Origin of the sequence: Streptomyces sp. NPDC056480 (assembly GCF_042795405.1) — a bacterium.
Taxonomy (GTDB): Bacteria; Actinomycetota; Actinomycetes; order Streptomycetales; family Streptomycetaceae; genus Streptomyces.
The window spans coordinates 1-20,370 of record NZ_JBHTSA010000086.1; the positions used below are offsets into that span (position 1 = coordinate 1).

Here is a 20,370-nt window from a genome sequence, read left to right on the forward strand (position 1 = left end):
GAGTAGTCGTCCTGGCCGTTGCCTACGCGGTCGCATGCGGCGAGCGTGCCGTCAGCGAGGACGTACTCAGGGCGGGCCTGTCGCAGTGCGCGGACGAGTGAGGGCGCGCGGGCAGCCAGGAGTCTGATCACGCTGTGTACATAGGCGTGGGCGGTGCTCTCGCTGATCCGGAACCCGGCGGCGATCTGGGCGGGAGTGTCGTGCTTGCGCAGACAGACGAGCGCGACCAGAGCCCGCTGGGAGGCCGGCAGCATGCACCGGCGGTCACCCTCACAGGTGACGATCAGCATCGTGACCCACTCCACGAGGACATGCGGAAGGTCCAGTGCGGCAGGATAGGTGACCAACAAGGCTTCCTGACTAACGAGTTGAGACGTGAGATCTCTCGCTCAACTGTCCGGGAGCCTTGCCTGTTACGAGCACTTGCCTGTCACCCGATCAGTGGCCAACTCGAAGAAGCTCAGTGAGCTTCTTCAGTTTGCCCACCGATCGGGTGACCCACCTGAAGTGTCTGTGCAGGTCAGACCCTCCTGAGCGCCTCCGGCCGAACCCGAGTTGAAGAAGCTCAGTGCCCCTGCGAGGTCGAGAGGCCACACCGAGGCCGCCCTCTGCGCAGGAGATCACATCCCTGCCTCCTCCCAGTGACGGCCTTGCCTGGGGCAAGGGAGCCGCGAAGTCGGGGGATATGGCACAGCTCTCGGACCAGGAGAGGCCCAGGAGGACGAGAGACCACGCTCGAACGAGGGATGAATCTGGGTCAGAAGGCCGCAGAGCCCGTCGAACCCAGGCATCATGGTGAGTTCGGCGACCGCGTCAGCGGGGATCGCCGCTCCGCAACCTATGAGGGAGCTGCGCTCGTAGGGGATTTGTCGAGGCCGTAGCGCCGCTTGCCTCACGTGGCTGGTCGATGCGCTCGGGAATCGTCCTCTTGAGTCCCCATTCGACGGCCGTGTGCTGGCGGGCCGCTCGATCGTGGAGTCGGCTGCGCCGAGCCAGTCTGCCTCGGTCCGCGTCTGCGCGAGGCCAGAAGGTCGGTTGAAGGTGCTGCCGACGGCGCAGCGGGGAACCCGTCCGTGGACGGTCTGCCGTGGGCCGGACCGCCCAGGCAGGTGTCCCTTCAGGGCAGACCACCGCGGAACTTGACCACGATGTCCTTGAGCACCCGCCGGTGATCACGCCACCGCCCACGCCCCCGGCCCGCAGGCGGCAGCAGCAGCGCGATCAGCGACCACACCGCGTTAGAGACTTCTCCGTCCCTCACATCGGACCAACGGTCTGACGGGGGCGGAAACCTTCCAGGTATCGTCCGTAAGGTCCGTGGCCCGCCACTCCGCTAGAGGAGCCCGAGAGCTTCTGGCAGGGGCTGAAACGAGAAGCCATACCCGGGCCGTTTGCAACGGTCCGCCAGGCCAGACTGGAGATCTTCCAGTGGCTCACCTATTACAACGCCCGCAGGCTTCACAGCTCACCCGGCTACCTCTCACCCGTCGAGTTCGAACAGCAGCACCAGCGAGAACATAGACTCACACTCGCGGCATGAACCCCTGTGTCCACACTCCGGGGGTCACCTCAGTCTGTAGCTTGCGGACGATGCGGTAGAGGCTCAGGCCGGCGCCGTGTCTTTTGGGCTTCTGGCCAGTCGTTGCAGGGTGCAGAAGGCGTGGGCGACGGAGACGAGGGTGACGTGGTGGTGCCATCCGTTGAAGGTGCGGCCCTCGAAGTGGGCCAGGCCCAGGGCCTGTTTCATCTCGCGGGAGTCGTGCTCGATGCGCCAGCGGAGTTTGGCCAGGCGGACCAGGGTGGTCAGCGGGGTGTCTGCGGGCAGGTCGGAGAGCCAGAACTGAACGGGTTCGCTCTGGCCGGCGGGCCACTCGGCCAGGAGCCAGCACTCGGGCAGTTCCGGCCGTCGGCCGCTTGCCGGACCTCGCGGCCGGCAGGACGGATCCGCAAGGCCACGAACCGCGAGTACATCCGTTTGAGGCCGCTGCGGCCGGTGCCGGGCCGGGAGCCCTCACGCCATTGCACGGGCTTTGCTGCCTTCCTGCCCGCCGTGATGACCAGCTGTTTCACCGACTGCGGCTTGTCGGGGTACTTCGCAACCGGTCGGCGTCCGGTCTCGGAGTGCGGCTCGGCCACCGGCACCACGTGGCCGAGCTGGGCCGACAAGGTCGTGGAGATTCCCACCACGTAGTTGAGGCCCCGGTCCTGCAGGCCGTGCCGGAAAGCGGCCGCGTCGCCGTATCCGGCGTCCGCGACAGCCACCGGCACCTCGATGCCCCAGGAGCGGGTCTCGTCGAGCATTTCGAGTGCGTGTCGGCGTACAAGTGGACGTGCTCCACCTCGTACGAATGAAGGTGCTCCGTTTTAGGGGCGGTGATGGGGTGCTTGCCGTGAGTGTGCTGTTGTCCGTTCGGGGCGGCAGGGAGGCGGCTCACGGTGGTCTTGGATCCACGTCGGTGGCTGGAGTTGAGGCGGTTTCGTCCGCTGTATGAGTCTGGTGCGATGAGCCTGCGGGAGGTCGCGAAGGAGACCGGGCTCAACCGGCGGACCGTCAGTAAGTATCTGAAGGACCCGGCATCAGCGGGACTGCCCAAGCGAGAGTCCGCTGGCCGGCCCCAGCGCCGGGTCGTGGACGAGATCGCGCCCCTGATCGACGCAATGCTCAGGGCCGAGGTCCTCCTGAAGGGGTCGGTGATCCACGATCGCCTGGTCGCGGAGTACGGCGTTACGATCAACTACCAGCGGGTGAAGCTCTATCTGCAGGAGGCCCGGCCGCGGATCGCGGAGGAGCTGGGCATCGGCCCGGGCGAGCTGGCGGGGCTGCACCGGCGTTTCGAGGTGGTGCCCGGTGCTCAGGCCCAGGTGGACTGGGGCGATGAGGGCAGGGTCCTCGCTCATGTCGGGATTCCGAAGGTCTAATCGTTCCACATGACGCTGTCTTACTCGCGTGATCCGTTCTGCTGCTTCACCACCAGCCAGGATCTCGCGACGTTCTTCGATTGCCACCGCCAGGCGTTCGCCCACTTCGCCGGGGTGCCGTTGAGTATCGTCTATGACCGCACCAAGACGGTCGTGCGCCGGCACGTCGCCCCGGGCGAGGCGGTCCCACTGCATCCTGAAGCGGTCGCGTTCGCGGGCCACTACGACTACGACATCGACGTGCTGGCGGCCTACCGGCCGCAAGGCAAGGGCAGGGTCGAGCGTCAGGTGAACATCGTCCGCGACCATGTCCTGGCCGGCCGGGCCTTCTCCTCGGTGGAGGACCTGGCCACCTTGTCCTTCGTCGAAGACAAGGCCAACGTCGCCTTGCTGGGACCGCCGGGAGTCGGCAAGACCCACCTCGCCGTCGCTCTCGCGGCTTGCCGAGCGGGCTACTCGATCTACTTCACCAGCCTCGACGACATGGTCCGTCACCTCAAAGCCGCCGAGGACCAGGGCCGGCTGATGAGCAAGCTCACCAGCTACCTTCGCCCCGCCGTCCTCGTGGTCGACGAAGTCGGATACCAGCCGCTCGAGCGGGCCGAGGCGAACCTGGTCTTCCAGGTCATCTCCAAGCGCTACGAAAAGGGCTCGATCATCCTGACCTCGAACAAGACCTTCGGCGAATGGGGCCAGGTCTTCGGAGACGAAGTCCTCGCCACCGCAATCCTCGACCGGCTCCTGCACCACTGCGAGGTCGTCTCCATCAACGGCAACAGCTACCACCTCAAGAACCGCCTTCAGGCGATCCAGCGGGACACCGACGTGGCCTGAGCAGTGGCGCACACAACTTCGTACGGGGTGGTGCACTCAAACGAGTACGCGGACAGTGCGAGCTGCCACTTCTCCACATGCCCGATGCCGTCGGGGATACCGCATGCGGTGCGGCGGGCGACCTTGTCAGGGTCCGCCTTCACGGATCCGGGCTCCCAGGTCGCGGGCAGGAACAGCCGTAAGCCGACCGCCGCCGAGGCGTGATCCGAGGCCATGTGCAGCGAGACGCCCACCTGACAGTTGGTGACCTTGCCCGCGGTGCCGGTGTACTGCCGCGACACGCACGCCGAGGCATAGCCGTCCTTGAGGAACCCGGTGTCACCGAAGACCAGCACGGTGGGCCTGATCGCCTCTTCCATCTTCCAGCCAGCCGGGCCCGGATGTGGGCCGGATCCCATGGACTGGTCGTCACGAAGTGGGCCAGGGCTTGCCGGTTCCCGTCCTCCCCGAGCCGGGCGGCCATCGGCTCGACCGACTTGCGCTCCCCGTCCGTGAGCAGGCCCCGCAGGTAGACCTGCCCCCACCGACGCTGATCGTTCCTCGCGAACGGCTCGAAAACCTCCGCCGCGAAGTCCTCCAACTCACCACGCATAGCAGCAATCTCGTCCGGAGTCACACCCTCACAACGCAACACGGGCCAGAAGGAAACGCTCAACCACAAAGACCTGACCAAGCCCCGACTAGGCCCTGCCGGTGAGGACTGCATCCGGCGTAGTCGTGGGTCGGCCTATGGCACGAGGCACCCGTAACCGGGCCATGCCTCGGGGAATGAAGCTTCGTCACCAGCCTGTCCAGGCGCGATGACGAAGGCCGGCGGTCGGCAACGGCTCCGCGGCCATGTGGTTTCGGCGGTCAGCCCGCCGCCGAAGCCTGGCCATCCGGCTCGCCGACTGAAGCCCTCTTTGTCGGGCCCCCGGCGGCGCACTGGTGTGCTCGGACGATGGTGCAGTCGACCGCGACGACCTAGTCGAGATCGCCTTCGACGTCGGCCCGGGCGAGCAGGGCGGTGCAGGAGGCTGAGGGTCGCCCTCTCCACGAGCCGAAGTGCTCGGGCCGGTCCAGCCACGGTCTCCCTGTGCGGTACTTGAACGCGATCGCGTTGATCACCTGCTGGTGATCGACGCCGCCTCCCGCCCTGGTTCGGAGCCGGATCAGGAAGCGACAGCTCGATACGTACACGTGGGGCGTCAGACAACGACACACATCAACCAATGATCAGATGACCCGGGGGAAACGGCATGGGCACGCAGATCTCGGTAGGGCCTGCTAGACAGCAAGGCCTCGCTGTGCCTCACGGACGAAGCGAAGGTCACGCCACCAGCGCGCACCGCAGCATCTCCGGGTGCTGGCCACCCCGTGAGTACCTCCGGTGAAGATGAGTATCGATTGCTCATGGATCTTTACTGCTGGGCGCACAGGCTCGGAGAGCGAGCTCTACCGGGACCCCCGCCTGGTACTTGAGTCGTGTTCAGGCCGCCTTACACCCTAGGCCCCGGTGTGCGGCGGCTTGCGATGTGGTTGTCGTGCAGCCGTATCGGTGATGTTGGAGGGGAATGGGGTTAAGGAGCTGAGAGAGAGTTGAATCCGGCCCAGTATTGCGGAGGAGCAAGCACAACAGAGGCGGTTGTGCCACCCCTTGGAGTTCTAGGCGACAGCCGAACACTCAAGGGTGGACTGTCGCCCCACATTGGCGAGGAAGACGCCGAAGGACCGTTCTCCCTTCCCGCAGGTGAAGTTGACCTGATAGCGCGGCGTGGGGAGGTGTCGCAACTTGCCCAGCTCCTCGGGCAGCGCAGCCACTACTCTGGCGTGTTGCTGGCCGGCGCTGCCGGCGTAGGCAAGACACGAGTCTCTACAGAGGTGCTTAGGGAGCTTGGCCCAGACATTGAGGTCGTCACGGTGACAGCCACCTGGCCGAACCGCCCGACTCCAGCAGGCGGTGACCGGCCGGGGACAGCGGAGGACAGGGCGACGGCGCGGGGTGTGCCACCGCTTGAGATCAAGCAGGTTATTGAATCCGTCCGGAATCGTCAGCGTGGCACGTTGCTCTTCGTTGATGACGCACACCTCCTTGAGCCAGCCGCTGCTGCTCTGATCCTTGAAGCTGCGCAGCGCCGCACTGTTCGGATGCTGCTCACCCTGAACACCGATGAACCGGCTCCCATGGCAATTACCATGCTGTGGAAAGATGATCATCTGCATCGGGCAGACCTGCGCCCATTGGATATCACGGCGACGCGACGCTTGGTTGCCGCATGGTCGGGCCGAAGGCTGGCACACAAGACCGCAGCTTCTCTCGCGCGCCTTGCACAAGGGAACCCCCAGCTGGCGCGCGAGCTGATCAGAGCGGCCACTGAGCACGGCTTGTTTGAACCCTCGCCAGCGGGCTGGACCATGTCCGGACCGCTCCCGCTCTCCGCGCCGCTGTGTGAACTGACCACCCGGAAGATCGGACGGCTCAGCCTCGGGGCACGGGAGGTCCTGGAACGCATCGTTGTTGCGGAGCCGGTTTCCCTTCCTCGCCTTGAGCAGGTGGCGCGGCAAGAGCTCCTGCTTGAACTCGAGGAAGACGGCTTCATCCGAGTGCTGGCAGCTCCGTCTGCGGACCCTCAAGCACCTCTGCTGGTGGAAGTCTCGCACCCACTGATCAGCTATACCATCTCTCACACGATGCCTGTGCTGCGGCGTCGCGCCCATCTCGAGGGATGGCTTGCGGTCTATCCCGAACTCGCGCTCTGCGATGGTCAGGACGCCGCGACCGTTGCCGGCTGGATGCTGGACACTGGAACGCCGATCAGTACATCGGAGTTGCTTCGTGCGACACAATGCGCCGAGGATGTCCAAGACTTGGACGCAGCTTCGCGGCTCTCCGCAGCTGCTTGGAGCCAATCGCCGTCTGCCGGAAGTGCTACAGCCCACGCGCGCTCACTCATCGCCCAGGGCGACTTCACCGGAGCTACAAGGGTGCTGGACGCCGCGAGCTCGTCATTCCCGTCAACGTGGGAGCTTAGCGCTGTTCGCGCCCGTGGCTACCTCTTGCAGGGGCGCTTCCGCGAAGCCGAGTCCACCATTGCTGGTCTGCCAGAACCTCAGCGACGTCTCTTCATGGGAATGGCTGCCTACTTCCAGGGTGCAATTGATACTGCACTTGACCTGTGCAAGCCCCTGGCCACCGAACACGTAGAGGCAGCGCTCTTCTACATGGCTTCTCTGCTGCATGCCGGCCGCCCTCAGGACGCGATCCGTGTCTATGAGCAGCTCCCCGCAAGCCCCCAGGAGCGGCCATTTCACCGAGATTCCTTTGAACAGATCTACGCTGTTGCTCTGTCCGACATTGGGCAGCTACGAGAAGCGACCAGGCGCCTTGCGCATGCGTACCGCGGCGCAGTCAGCGACGGCCGCGTCCGGTTCGATGCCCAGCGAGGGCTTGCCCTTGGGGCAGTGCTACTTGAGCGGGGCCGGCCCAGCGAGGCGCTGACCCTGCTCACGTTCCATCCCTCCTACCAGGTGGGATGGCCGCTGTGGCACAGCAGGGCACGCACGCTGCGGAGCCTTGCCGCCTTGACCCTTGGCCGCACTAATGAGGTGGACGTTCCGGAAGAGACCCCAAGCCACTTCCTCATCTTCCAGCAGGTGAGCCAGGCGTGGATGTGCGCCCTGAGCGGGAACAGAGAGAGCGCTGCTGAGATTCTTCTTCGTGCAGCTGACACCGCTGCCAAGCAAGGTGCATATGCGCACATTGCGATTGCAGCACACGAGATGGCGCGTATTGGAGTGGCTCCTGTGTCGCGCCCGTACTGGCGGACGCCATTGCAAGGGGAGTACCTCAATGCCCGCCTTGACTATGCCCGTGGTTTGACTACCGAGGATATTCCTACAGTGCGTCAGGCAGCTGAGGTCTTTGCCGATTGCGGAGCGGAGCTGTATGCAAGCGAGGCCTACGCGGAACTGTCGCGCCTGCTGCGCCGCACGGCTCAAGGCCGGGCAGCCACTGCCGCGAGCCGACGAGCAAAGGAGCTCGCGGAGCGGTGTGAAGGCGCCACCACACCAGCGTTGTGGCTGCTGAGCTCCAACGAGCCGCTGACGTCGAGGGAGCAGGAACTGGTCACACTCGTTGCTCAGGGGCGAAGCGACAAGGAAATTGCGCAGCAACTAACACTTTCAGTCCGCACTGTAAGCAATCACCTCTACCGTGTGTACAGAAAGCTCGGAGTCAATAACCGCCGTGCTCTTCAGCAGCAGGCAGGCCTTTCATCTCGTACCACCAGTCTCTCAGGTCCGTGAGTGAACCTCTTTCATCCTGGATAAGTGCAGATCAGGAGGGCGTGGACGGTCTGGACTATGGTGCTGGTGCGGCCGGTGGAGTATCTGGCTCGCCGTAGTAGCCGCTGGGACTTCTAAGACAGGTTCAGTCACGGGGCTGGGGGAGGGGGCGAATTTCCAGCGCTTCAGTGAATTGCAGGTACTCGCCGACGAGACGGGTAGCGAGGGAGGGTTTCGTTGTCCCGGTTCATTGGCCAAACAAACTTGAGGCGATAGTGAGCCAGGCTATTGAAACGTCCGATGCCGTTGCATCGTCTCAGTGAGCTGCTGCCGATTGGTCACGCCGAGCTTAGTGTATGCATGCTGGAGATGGTTGTTGACCGTCCGCACAGACAGACCAAGTGTCTTGGCGATGGCCTTGCTGTCACTTCCAGAGGCAGCCAGTACCGCGACCTCATGCTCGCGAGGTGTGAGCGGGGTTGCCGTGTCTGTAAAGGTAAGCATGGGCGTATGAGCGCCTGAACTCGGTCCCGCATACCTCTTTGCCTGGTCAATCGCGGTGGCGGCTTGGCGGGGGTTTCCCCGCTGCTGCCAAGCGACTGCTGCCGCGCCACATGCCTCGGCGGCGACAAGGTGCGCCCCGAGGCCCTCCAGCTCGTTGGCTGCGGCAAGGAGCTGGACAGGTTCACTCTGCGTCAGGGCCACAGCGAAATGGGCACGCGCTGAAGCAAGGGGACCGTCGCAGAGATCCGCCAGCGCTGTGAGGCGATCTGCGCACTCCTCTGCCCCACCGAGCCGTGCTATCTCCGTGAGCAATTTGGCCTCGGAGGTGAGACGACCTGCTGCCTGCGCTGCTCGGGCTCCTTCGTGGAGCACTTTGCGTGCCTCGGCTGTCTTTCCGCTCGCCCCCAGAATCCAAGCCCTCCCCAGGTACTCGTCGGCTGCGATGTGAGCCACCTGCGGGTAGCCTTCAAGGCCAGAAATCGCTGACTCCGCTGATGAGATGTCTCCGAGAATTGCAGAGCAAGCGGCCAGACCAGAAGAGGCAGATCGCAGAAGCCAAGTGTTGCGATCTCGGGCCAGGCTGCAGGCCTCAGCGAACGACCGGCGTGCCTCGCCGAGATTTCCTGACATCCACTCTGCCATGGCCAGTACGTAAAGCAGAGACGTACGGGTTCGGGTGTCGACAGCTACTTCCAGGCCTTGTTCTGCCAGCAGCCTGGCGTGCGTCAGCTGACCGAGCGCGGAGTATCCCTCGACGAGCCCAGGAAGCTGCGCCGTCGGATGATGAAGGACGACGTCGGAATCCGCCGACATGTGTTCACGGTAGGCACGCTCACCCAGGCTTACGGCGTCGGCAGCCCGGCCAACGCTACCAAGCCCCACAACTTTCAGTGCCATCCCGTAGACACGGGCACGGATGTCAGGCATCTTCTCTACATCTTCAAGCAGTTCCAGGCCGTCCAGCGGATCACCAGAAAATACCAGCATGGCCCCACGGTTGATGGCTAGCACACTATGCGCGATGGGGTCTGCGATAGTACTCTCGGCCTCTTTGTTGATCCTGAGAGCCTCTTCCGCCATGCCGAGACCCCAGAACAGGTTCTGCGTCCGCTCCATCACGACAGCAAGGGATTCCGCCTCGTTCGTGGTGTGGGCACCGGCATCTTCGAGCACTGTTTCAGCACGACCAAAGTTTCCCAGCTCGTATTGTGCCTCGCCGAAAAGCAGCCGCGTGGCTGTGGTCTGCTGATCTGCTGGCAGAGCCTGAAGGAGCAAGATCACATGATCATAGTCATGAGCATGACGCGCCAGGCTTGCAGCACGAATCAGCTGCTGGGGATCGGCTGTTCCCGTAGCCGCCAGCCGCCAGGTGGCAATCCTCAGCGGGTCGTCGTGCCGTCGCCCGCCGTGACTCTCGGCACGATGAACTTGGTTGAGCAAGAGGGCCCGCCGCCGCAGCATCGGGGTTGCTGCTCGTAGGACCTCCCCGTACAACGGATGGGCCAACGCGATGGTCGCTCGATGCCCGTCGTGGGCAAGCTGAACCAGCCCCCCATCCTCTAGCTTCGTGACGAGATCTGCACTGGCAACAGCTTTGGCATCGGCCAGGGCGAGCGGCTCGCACAGAGCAATCAGTTCTAGGGCTGCTCGGGCTTCTGGGCCGGCAGAGACGAGTCTCGCGCTGATGAGTTCGGTGAGTTTCGGCGTCCCAGAAGGTCCCCCTTCACTCAGCTCCCAGATCTCGCCATCGCTCGACAGCGCTCCAGATGCCAGAGCGCCCGCAACCAGCTCGCGCAAGTACAGCAGGTTCCCTGCCGAAGCCACAAAGAGCTCTTGCACGGTATGGCGCCCGACCTCACCATCCAGAGCCGCACGCAGTACAGCTGCTATGCGATCGCGATCCAAGGCTTCGAGTTCAATACTGGACAAGCCGCCGAGATCGCAAAGATCCCCCACTGCCTCACTCAGCGGGCTACCACTGCGAACAGTCCCCACCAATCGCAGGACCCGGGCATCCAGCATCTGTCGCAACAGAACTGCAGACGCAGCATCCAGTAGATGCAGATCGTTCACCAGCACTACTCGCTGACGCTCACCAGCCCCCATCAACTTTACGATGTGCGCAAAACCCTGAGCCGGATCAGAGAGGTCCACGCCACGTGGGATAAGATGGGCTATCGCGCCCAGAGGGACTCCGGCGGCTGCAGCAGATGCCGTTGCCCGCGCCCCTTGCCACCCATCGCGCACTACCTCCGCGAAGAATTCCTCCGCCAGGCGCGATTTCCCCACTCCAGCCGCCCCATGAATCACCACGCCAGAGCACCGCAGCCGCGCCCAAGCCGACTGGAAGCCACCCAATTCGCTCTCACGGCCGACGAGCGGCCATCGTGCCGAATCACGCCGTGCGCCCACGACGACCTCCTGACGGGCCGCACCAGCCCGCCACCACAGCGTATGTCAGGAAACGGGGCGATGCATGTCAGTCGTCCTCCCACAACCTGAGGCACTGCCCTGTGCGGCCCGCGCCGGACAGGGGCACTCGAGAGGGGCCCAGCTGAGGAGATGCCCCAAGTCAGGGCAAGGCCGTAACGAACCGTGCAACCCCGGCCCCTCGTAGTCTCAGCAACCGCGATGCGAGTAGGCGTGGGGCCTACTGGCCCTGCCTGATCTGCGCCGAGGCGCTGCCCGTGGAGCCCTCGCGCTGAGGCAGCCGGGCCGAGTCGCTGTCCATCTGCGAACGGTTGCGCCGGAGAGAGAAGAAGGAAGGGAGACCGGAGGCTTCCCACCCGTACTGCTGGACGTCTCCTTGGTAGCAGTTCACATCTGCAGAGATGCGGCCAGTTGCGATCAGCGGCCGCCTGCAGTGGCTACGTTCCCCGACCCAGTCTGAGGAGGGCCTGTGGCGCACGGAGTGCCCGTACTGCCGGAGCTCGAAGGTCTCCTCCGCATAGCCCCCGGCTGCCGGCTCTGGCCACTGAATCCCGCCCAGCCTCGCGGGCCAGGACGAAGAGAGTCTGCTTGAAACAACCCAGCCGCCTCCGCCCGGCAGCCTTCAATGAGCTTCTTCAACTCGGGTTCGGCCGGAGGCGCTCAAGAGGGTCTGACACCCGATCGGTGGGCAAGCTGGAGAAGCTCAATGAACGGGAAGATGTTGCCTCCGGCTGTGGTGTGATGAGAGAAGATCACCGCACCAATGAAGGCGCTGCCATGGCACGCAAACAGCAGCGTGGCTTGCTGCTGGGCCACCACTCAGAGGGAGTAGAAGGGACTCTGCAACAGCCGCACTCAAGAAAGGTTGGAGAGCCCCCTGGCCAGTTAGTTTCCAGGGAATCCTACTAGCCGCCGCGCGGCACCTGGTGCAGGTATTCTGCAGGTCGTGTTCATACAGCTGACACTCAGACCCATTCTGCCGCACCCGCATGTTCCGTGCAAGCTCGCCGATGGCGATTCACCACCTACACTTTGGGGCGCTGGTTTGAGCTGAACTCGAACACGCGGGAGTTAGACTGCTGCAATCTGACTTCCCTGGAGGCCGGACCTGCCAGGATTCTGCAGCCACTTCCTGCTCCCCACCACTTCAATCAGCCGAAACGGTATGCAGGCCTGCTGTGAAAGAGGTTCGTTGAGCAGGACGGCACTATCGGGCCGTAATGAGTACATCCTCTAGTGGTATCCGGGCCTTCTCTCACTGAGGGGTGACGGGAGAGGTCGCCCATCCTTAAAGGACAGTCAGCCCGCCTGGGTAGACTCGAATTCACTTCCATCTCTTCATGATGAACGCCAGCCCGGTATCATTCTCCTGTTGCAGTAGAACTGCAACAGGAGGGCGGCCGGCGAGAGGAGAGGTGCTAGGCGGCTTCCTGAGATACTACAGGGTCAGTTAGATCTGAAAGAATCGCCCTCATTTCGCCGGAATCACCGAAAGCGCCTATCGGTGATACATCGCGTATTCCGGGAACTCCGAGACCTTGAGATCTCCACTGAGAGGAGAGTTCATCATAGATAGGTTCGGGCGACGTGGAGGTTTGAAGCTCCTGTAACAGGAGCCGGATCGTGTCTGCGCTCACCCTAGAAAGGTCGGGAAGCTTGAATGGCATTCCGAAGCCGGTAACATTCGTGCTCATGGAGTCATCCTGAAGTTCAAGAACGGGGACGCACCTGTGCCGGTAACGACTGCCTCAACGAGGCAGGGCACCCGTTGGAGGCGGGGAGGCGCGCGTCTCTCTGTCTACTGCCTAGCCCACCCTGAAAGTCCAACGCTGCATTGAGTAGGTAGTGCTTAACTACGCTGGAGTCGGCAGCGGGTGTCGGGCGCGCTCAGTACAACGGCAGCCGCGCAGCCATGGGGGTCCTGTGAGGGCGTCGGTGAGTCGACTGGCACTGTGAGAACGTCGTGAGAGCCAGTCCTGCGGCTGAAAGGGACTGTGATCCCTTCCCGGAGGCCACCGATCGGGTAGCGCCGTAGGGATGTGTAAAACGCGAAGCTCCCGTGCCGTTGGGTGAGGTGTTCAAAGTATCAACCCACAGGCACAGGAGCCGCGTTGGCTCCGCATTCTGCCATGCTCTCGACCTGCCCTTTGCACTGGTTGAGTGGGTCAACAGGTGCGAGGTCGACCGCCGCTGCAAACGCCCGCCGGATCAGCGTGCTCTTGTCGGCCTGGTGCGCGTGTCCCCGAAACAGCGCCTTCGTCCAGCTTGCAGCTGACTTGGGTATCTCCGCCGGCAGTGCCTACGCGTACGCGGCAGCCGACGTTGACCTTCTTGCCGACGGCCATCGCCGACACGGGGTGAACTTGCGAGGTGTGACCGACATCGTGGCATGCCGACCCTATCTGCTCCCTACCGTCGGGCCCGCAGTGAGCATCCTTTGTCGGACGGCGGCTGCAGAGCGTGGGCGCTCCGGCAGCCGGGCAGTGACGCCGCGGCACTGCTAGGGCCTGTGTGATGTCGTGATCAGTTGCCGGGTTCTGTGCTCTTCGTGGGGTGGAACCCCGGTAGGACTGTGGGGGTGACGCGTAGGCAACTCGCCCATGCTCAGTGGAAGCTCATCGGGCCGTATCTGCCGATCGGCAGATACGGCCCGTATCCGGAGCGTTTGCGGGAGCAGTTCGAGGGGGTGGTCTGGCGGTTCCGCTCCAGCGGTCAGTGGCGGGAGATGCCTGCCGGGTCCGGTCCATGGGCCACCGTCTGCGGACGTTTCCGCGTCTGGCGGGACGCTGGTGTGTTCACCGCCCTGCTGGAAGGCCTGACCGCTCAGGCAGCCCGCGCGGAGCAAACAGACTTGCCGCTGGTCAGCGTGGACTCCACTACGGTCCGCGCCCACCACGACGCCGCGGGGCTCCGCGTCAGCAAGCACCTCATGTCGGCCCTGGAGGAAGCCGCGCAGGAGCAGGAGACAGCCCGGCAAAAAAGGGGTGGCACGGAGGAACAGAACGGACAGGACGAGCGCCGGCATATCCGGCGCCGGCGCAAGATCCCGCTGAAGCAAGCCCTGCCCGGCCGGTCCCGGGGCGGCCTCACCAGCAAGATTCATCATGCCGCCTCCGGCTGACATCTGTATGCAATGTATCCGACGGGTCAACGGAGGAAGAATCGAGAGAGGCGATAACTTCCTTGCGTTTGGCTTCTCAAATAAGGAGACTACCCTGAAATGCCAAGCCAGCCGTGAGGCTGTTCAGTAATTGGCTTGACAGCGAATTCTGAGGAGAGGCCTGCACGCGATGACCCCGGGTGTTCGCGCATGCTGCGATGGGGGCCGTCGAGCTGAAAGAACATGCTGCGCCAGCACCCGAGCGATTGATCATGCCCTGGCGCAGAAGAGGGGCTCTGCCCTGCCCGGTGACGGGATGCCGGTGGGGCTGGCCTCCTGATTGATCGGCTGCGATCGGTACTCACGCTGCGGAGGGCTGGTCGCCCTCCGAGGTGTGCTCCGGGGTGTGAGAACAGTGGTGCCCTTGGGCAATCCGACGCAACTCTCTCTCTTCATCGATTTTATAGTTGTACTCGATCAGCATGAGAAAGGCGACACTGATGCTGCTGACTGAGAGGCTGCAGAAAGTGCAAGGGAACTGGCAGGCCGAGCATGCGCGCATGAACCCTGCTTTCATGGAATACGAGTTGCCGGGAAAGTATCCCTGCGCCTCATTGTCATGTAATGAGAGAGGAGCGTGCTGCTGAAATTATGCTCCTTGGCCATCGGTTTGCCGTCAACGCCTGAACGAAAGTAGGCCGCTGAAAACTAACAGGAGCCGCATTCTGCAGAGCACCTGGGTGGACAATTGGTTCGGCGTGACAGGCGGTCCGTGATGGACTGCCCGACTTGATGGTGGGACTGCAGAGAAGGTGACGCCAGGGTATCTGCTACTTACGGCGGCCTCACGTTTGGGCGGCCGGGCTTCTAGGTCCACCGCCTCCGATCTGAAGCGGAGTGTCGTCGTGGGAGTGAACAGGAACTGCCTTGCTCCCGTGCGGGATCTGGTTTGTAGAGACAGCCCAGGTCGCAAGCACTGCCACACCGTCCACAGCTTCCCGCCGCTTGCGCCGCGACTGTGAAGCAGTACCTACCCGGGCAATGATCTACTTATGGGCACCCCCGTGGTCAACTGATTGATGGCCCCCGAACATAGTCGCCCGCTGCAGCTGGCCATCGTGGTCTGAACGGGTGCCGAAGGCGTTTCGGCCCAGCCTCGTACGCGGCCCTCGATCTTGGGCAGGGGTAGCCAATGAAGCACGAGCATGTGGTCAATGCTGTCTTGTAATCGGCGGTGTGGCACCCGTGCAGCGTTGGGGAATCGCTGAACCTGTCCTCGCCCTGGAGCCACACCGCTGCAAATGCTTACCGCGTACGAGCTGGTGCGCGATAGCGGCGAGGCCGAGGCGACCAGACCGAGGCCTGACTCAGGCGGCGGTGGGGCAGTCGGAGATGAGGCTGGCAACGGCCTGATAGGTGGGGGGCGGGCCATTCCGTCTGTGGGGACAGCAGGCCAGCTGCTTCCAGCGTTTGGCGTAGGTGGAGCGTGTTCGACGGTGATAAGGCGGGAGACGTGCTGACCGCGGCATCGCCCGAGGCCTGGTGGACCTCGGGTGGTCTATTCGTGTTTGCCTTCCTCGGTGAGATGACGGCCCGGCCTGGGGAGTCACGCAGGCGGCCAGGGCATCCGGGCGTTCAGGAGCACCTCCACTACGGGGAATTGCTGAACACAGAGGTGTCTTCGTGGCGCGTGGCGGGCGCGCCATCTATTCGCTCTGGCTGCAGGGCATCGGTCCAGAGCATTCCACAAGGCCCTTCATGCCCTTCATGGCGTTCTGCTTCCCCTCCCTGGGACGAACGCTCGGTGTCCGCTGCGGTCTGCCATCGGTGGACGGACCTGGCCTCGGGGGCGTCTAGCCCACCTTGATGCCCTCAGCCTGGTATGGGCGAACACATCTGCCAGGGGCTAAGCCGCGGGCCGGAGCCCCCGGGAACAGTGCATCCCCGCTTGGCCAGAAGGGAATGGACCACTCCGGTCGCGCGTGCCATTGGAGCGGTCGATACCGAACACCAGCTCCAGCGCCGAGCGTCACCGCCAGATCGTGCCACAGAAGAAGCAGTGTGGACACTAGCCGGTCCCCAGCCGATGCCGGGAACGGCCCCGCAGCACGCTTCCTGGCCCGCCACGTATTTGACGATTGCGCCCCTCAGGCACCCGCCGGCCACGGCCCGGTTGTCCGGATCGCTCCATCCCCTAGCAACGATTCATCACTTGCTACCCCACACCAGCTTGTTAGACAGCCGCCTCCACGGCGAAGCGGAGGATCTGCTGGTAGCAGATGGTTCGACCGGGGCAAGTCGGGTCGAGATCCACCCGATCACAGAACGCATCGGTCAGCGCATCTCCATCAGAATCTCGGGGGAACCTGCACCACAGCCAGGCCCGGATCCCTCTGCTCGAGAGCGTACTGCCGACAGCTCCAGGCTCCATGCCGACAAAGGCTGCGCTATCCCCACCTGCGACGATGGTCACAGAGGGGTTCAGGACGAGGTTTCTTACGTGGCAGTGACTGCCCGCCCACGAGAGGGGCACTCCGTTCGCGTCCGTGGGGCGTGAGCCAGCCAAACGCCGAGTCCGCCACTGGAGAGAAACATGACACGAGGGGGGAGCGCGTGCCTGCACCCTCGAGTGCTCCTGCCGTCACGGATGACAGACGAAGCGGCGATACTTCGCCAACTCGGTCTGTGCAGCAGTCTTGTACCCGGCGGTAGGTTACTGCATCCTCCTATCTGCCTGCTGTGTCGTGCTCGTCACGTCAGCAACCTTCTTCTTGTGTGCTCCATGTCCTCGCTCGTTCACCTTCGGGAGGTCCCATGCCTTCGCTACGCGTCCGTGCCTACGCAAGCACTCTCCTTCTCAGTGTCTGTACTGCCCTCATCCCACATACAGCCTCTGCCGCAGCAGTGAGCAGCACACCAGCAACATCCACTGGCGACCACGTGGGACCGTTTACTGAGCCTGCGTTCGCAGGTCAGTGCGAGTGGCACAGGTTTGGCGAGGGTGAACGGCCCTCGTGGCGCCTGATGTTCGCAGACCCGCTGTGTGTGGAGTACAGCAAGCGGGACATCACCGTCGACAACGGGGGAGCGATTCAGTTCCTGTTGGCCGAGCCCGCGCGGTTCTCGGTAGCGTCGGTGGCGTGCCGCTATTACCAGAAGGACCACTGGAGTGTGCAGTACTCGCAGGGCTCTGTTCCGTGGGTGACCTGGGATGGTCAGTACTGGTGGGACAAGAGCGAGCGCTTGGGTGGGCTGAGGCTGACGAACTTCAAGGTCCAGGGGCAGTCGGCTGGCATCGGGGATGTCGTGCAGGCCCTGAAGCCGAGGTTTCCCCAGCTTGCGGAATCACTCGACGAATACGGTCGGACGTCGGGGGAGAGCGGCATGACTCTTGAGCTGCCCTTTGATCTCTACTGTGCTGTGACGGGGTGACACCAGGTGAGCGCTTTGGACCGCCGAGCGGCTCTGAAAGCCTTGACGGCGGCCGTCGCCATAGTGGTGGGCAGTCCTTCCCTGCTGGTTCCGGAGGCCGTGGCCGCCAGTGGTGAGGCCAGCTGGACGGTGCAGACTTTGGAAGCCTTCGCGGACACGCTCATACCCGGCGAGCGGCGTTTTCCCGGCGATTCATCGATTGCGGGCGTGGTAGAAGGCCCTGGAGCGGTGCAGGCTGGTGCCATCCAGGTTCTGCAGTCCTCCAAACTGCCGCTGTCGCCGTTGCTTCCTGGGATCGCCACCTTGCTAAACGCTCGTGCAACGGCCTACGCGGCGGTGCGCCTGATCTGGTTGCCCGTCACTCGCCCCGCATTCGTCGGTCTTTCTTTCACCCACCGCACGAGACTTGTTAGTGGCTTGTTCGACGCAAGTGATGTGGACCGTCAGATCTGGCAAGTACTGAGCCTGTTGACTGGGCTCGCGTTCGACAGCGCCAGCCATGTCGATACGGCCGAGGCCGTCAAGCAACGACACGGCGGCCTAGCCTGGACAGGGTTTCCACCGCCCGGCGAGGACGGCCTGTGGAGATTCGCTCAGTATTCCTACGGCAGACCTCTCGCAGACCTCCACTCCCAGACGACAGCATCAGGAAGCCCAGCATGAACCAGACAACAGATGTCCTGGTAGTCGGCAGTGGATTCGGTGGCGCAATACCCGCATATCATCTCGCCGCCGGCGGTGCTCGCGTAACCGTCTTGGAGCGAGGCCCCCGAGTCACCGCCAGTGACTTTGACCATTCTATGAGGTTGGGCGCGTTCAACCGGATCGTGGATGTGATCCAGGGGGATGGAGTCTCAATCCTCGCTGGAAACTGTGTTGGCGGAGGAAGCGTCGTGTACTTCGCGGCCTCCCTTCGCGCGCCAACACTGGCCTTCGAACGTCGAGGTAGCCTGGGCCGGCGGATCTGGCCGGCAGGGCTCACACGAGCATCCCTGGACCCATGGTACGACCGGGTTGAGCGAGCCCTTCCCGTAGCACGAACGAACTGGTCTGACGTTTCGTATGCAGGAGGCGTCTTCGCGGCGGCGTGCAAGCGGGCTGGGCACACATGTAATCCCGTGCCGCTCGCGGTCGATCTCCCCTCTTGCACCAACTGTAACTGGATGCTGTCGGGATGCCGCTTCGACGCGAAGCAGTCGATGCACCTGAACTACCTGCCAGCGGCAGAGTCGCATGGCGCCGAAATCCGGCCCCTCCACGAGGTACAGCTACTCGCGCCATCCTACATTCCCGGATACAGATACGCTGCTGCTTACAAAGTCCTGGACCCAGATGACTACACCTGCACAGCTGAGTCGGGAATCATCCACGCAAAGGTAGTAGTCCTGGCCGCGGGAGCCGTAGGAACCCCGGTGATCCTCCAGCGCTCCTCTTTGTTTCTTGGGGGTGTTCCCTCAGCTGTAGGACGCAACTTCTCTGGAAACGGTGAACGTGTCAGTGTGGCTGATGTGGACGAAGGAAGAGCGCGATCCCTGCTAGGCCTTTCCCGGCCGGACGGGTCCGCGTATCAGGGCCTGCCCATAGGCCGCCCCATCACCGCAGCAACCTACGACTACCTCGATCCTCATTCACCTGAGTTCGAGCGGTTCACTCTCCAGCAGATTTACTTTCCGCCGCTTACTAATCTACTGGCCCAAGCGGCGTCCGAACCCGGGTGGTACGGAATCGCTAAACGAGAAATGCGGGCCCGTTGGCGTTCCTGGCTAACGCTTCTGGCAATGGCCGAGGACGATAATGAGGGATTCTTCGGGCAATTGCCACTTACTGGGAGTTTTACTCGGCTCGCCCCGGGACTGGGAACAAGCAGCGTGAGCTTTCACCCTACTTCTCGGACACGCGGCGCCTGGGGAGTCGCCGACAGAGCGCTTCGGGAGATAATGGAGAAAGATGGTCTGGCCCGGGTACGTCCCTGGAGCGAGCAGGTGGCCGGCATCGTTACGGCGCACCCACTTGGATCGGCTCGAATCGGAGACGATCCGAGCACTAGTGCTCTGAATGCTAATCACGAGCTCCGAGGCTTTCCCGGGGTTTTCGTCACCGATGGCTCAGCAGTGCCTGCTTCGCTGACGGTAAATCCTTCACTGACGATCGCAGCGTTGGCAGAGCGCGCCAGCCCCTTTATTGTAGGCCGCGCCACTGAATCCGGGGTATCGGTCCGCTACAGAGCCTCATTGCCGGGAGAGTAGGGTTCAAGCCTGACTGAATAAGTATAGGGAATTGACGCGTATCATTGCAGGCAGGGGAATCTGCCGCCAGCGCCGGCCGACCTGATTGCAGGCCTAGAAGCTCCATCACTGGACACCGCTTGGTCACGTCCTGTTCCTCACATGGCCAAGCGGTGCAGGTGAACCTCTCAACTGACGATCACGTGACAGGTAGTCTCTTTACCGTTCCTCCCACGCAGGTATTCATTTGAGGGTAACTGCCACCGAGCCGCGGTAAGCCCTGCGGCCTGTGAAGCGCTCGTCGGCACCACCGCGACACTCTGTCCATCTGAAGCGCTGACGTGGGAAGGGCAGGGGAACGAGAAGGCCAGAGAGACGAGTTCACTCTAGCCACGGGCCTCGGTGCGGCTTCGACCTCGACTGCCGCAGCCGCAAGGACTTACACCACCCATGTCACCAGATTCAACAGCTAGCGATGCAAAACGCTCGGCTGGGAAACCCAGCCGAGCGTTCTTTTAAGCCAAGGCCATGAAGTTAAGGGTCGAGGCGGACATGTGTATGTCGCCTGATCTGTGCGATCGCCGGATGTGAGAAGCGGAGCCCCGGTAGAACGACGTCTGCCAAGACAAGCCGTTCGGCTTCGGGAACTCCGCTGTCCGGTCA

The 20,370-nt window shown here is 63.3% G+C and carries 9 protein-coding genes and 4 pseudogenes; 8 read left to right on the plus strand and 5 right to left on the minus strand.

Translation table 11 applies throughout. The annotated features are described in order from the left end of the window. Positions 1-347: transposase family protein (locus ACFQ79_RS29365; RefSeq protein WP_383589121.1), on the minus strand; the 347-nt coding region annotated here is incomplete at its 3' end. Positions 348-1,357: 1,010 nt separating this feature from the next. Here ACFQ79_RS29365 and ACFQ79_RS29370 point away from each other — a divergent pair. Continuing rightward, positions 1,358-1,540, plus strand: a pseudogene (locus ACFQ79_RS29370) (IS3 family transposase); the annotation flags it as partial. Positions 1,541-1,603: 63 nt separating this feature from the next. On the opposite strand, the pseudogene ACFQ79_RS29375 reads toward ACFQ79_RS29370, so the two are convergent. Beyond that, positions 1,604-2,310, minus strand: a pseudogene (locus ACFQ79_RS29375) (transposase); the annotation flags it as partial. Positions 2,311-2,502: 192 nt separating this feature from the next. Between ACFQ79_RS29375 and ACFQ79_RS29380 the strand changes: the two are divergent. Together ACFQ79_RS29380 and istB are read left to right on the plus strand one after the other, a co-directional pair. Next, complete coding sequence (locus ACFQ79_RS29380; protein ID WP_383589123.1) at positions 2,503-2,919, plus strand: hypothetical protein; 417 nt, start codon at positions 2,503-2,505, stop codon at positions 2,917-2,919. A gap of 9 nt (positions 2,920-2,928) precedes the next feature. Then, positions 2,929-3,753 (plus strand): IS21-like element helper ATPase IstB, encoded by an 825-nt coding sequence (gene istB, locus ACFQ79_RS29385; RefSeq protein WP_383589125.1) that lies wholly within the window; start codon positions 2,929-2,931, stop codon positions 3,751-3,753. On the opposite strand, the pseudogene ACFQ79_RS29390 reads toward istB, so the two are convergent. Continuing rightward, positions 3,720-4,459: pseudogene (locus ACFQ79_RS29390) on the minus strand (transposase). The gene istB and the pseudogene ACFQ79_RS29390 sit on opposite strands and share 34 nt — an antisense overlap. Before the next feature lie 920 nt (positions 4,460-5,379). Here ACFQ79_RS29390 and ACFQ79_RS29395 point away from each other — a divergent pair. Then, positions 5,380-8,037 (plus strand): LuxR C-terminal-related transcriptional regulator, encoded by a 2,658-nt coding sequence (locus ACFQ79_RS29395; protein WP_383589147.1) that lies wholly within the window; start codon positions 5,380-5,382, stop codon positions 8,035-8,037. A 264-nt stretch (positions 8,038-8,301) separates the two neighbouring features. Here ACFQ79_RS29395 and ACFQ79_RS29400 read toward each other — a convergent pair whose 3' ends face one another. Then, positions 8,302-10,932 carry a LuxR C-terminal-related transcriptional regulator gene (locus ACFQ79_RS29400; protein ID WP_383589127.1) on the minus strand — a complete coding sequence of 877 codons (2,631 nt, stop codon included), beginning with the start codon at positions 10,930-10,932 and terminating at the stop codon, positions 8,302-8,304. Between the two features lie 1,436 nt (positions 10,933-12,368). Beyond that, positions 12,369-12,644 (minus strand): hypothetical protein, encoded by a 276-nt coding sequence (locus ACFQ79_RS29405; protein WP_383589129.1) that lies wholly within the window; start codon positions 12,642-12,644, stop codon positions 12,369-12,371. Between the two features lie 884 nt (positions 12,645-13,528). Here ACFQ79_RS29405 and ACFQ79_RS29410 point away from each other — a divergent pair. The 4 genes and pseudogenes from ACFQ79_RS29410 to ACFQ79_RS29425 all read left to right on the plus strand — a co-directional run. Continuing rightward, a pseudogene (locus tag ACFQ79_RS29410) lies at positions 13,529-14,062 on the plus strand (transposase); the annotation flags it as partial. A 3,033-nt stretch (positions 14,063-17,095) separates the two neighbouring features. After that, complete coding sequence (locus ACFQ79_RS29415; protein WP_383589131.1) at positions 17,096-17,482, plus strand: hypothetical protein; 387 nt, start codon at positions 17,096-17,098, stop codon at positions 17,480-17,482. Between the two features lie 6 nt (positions 17,483-17,488). Then, positions 17,489-18,145 (plus strand): DUF5987 family protein, encoded by a 657-nt coding sequence (locus tag ACFQ79_RS29420; protein WP_383589133.1) that lies wholly within the window; start codon positions 17,489-17,491, stop codon positions 18,143-18,145. After that, complete coding sequence (locus ACFQ79_RS29425; protein ID WP_383589135.1) at positions 18,142-19,728, plus strand: GMC family oxidoreductase N-terminal domain-containing protein; 1,587 nt, start codon at positions 18,142-18,144, stop codon at positions 19,726-19,728. The genes ACFQ79_RS29420 and ACFQ79_RS29425 overlap by 4 nt, the downstream gene beginning before the upstream one ends. The last annotated feature ends 642 nt before the right edge of the window (positions 19,729-20,370 follow it).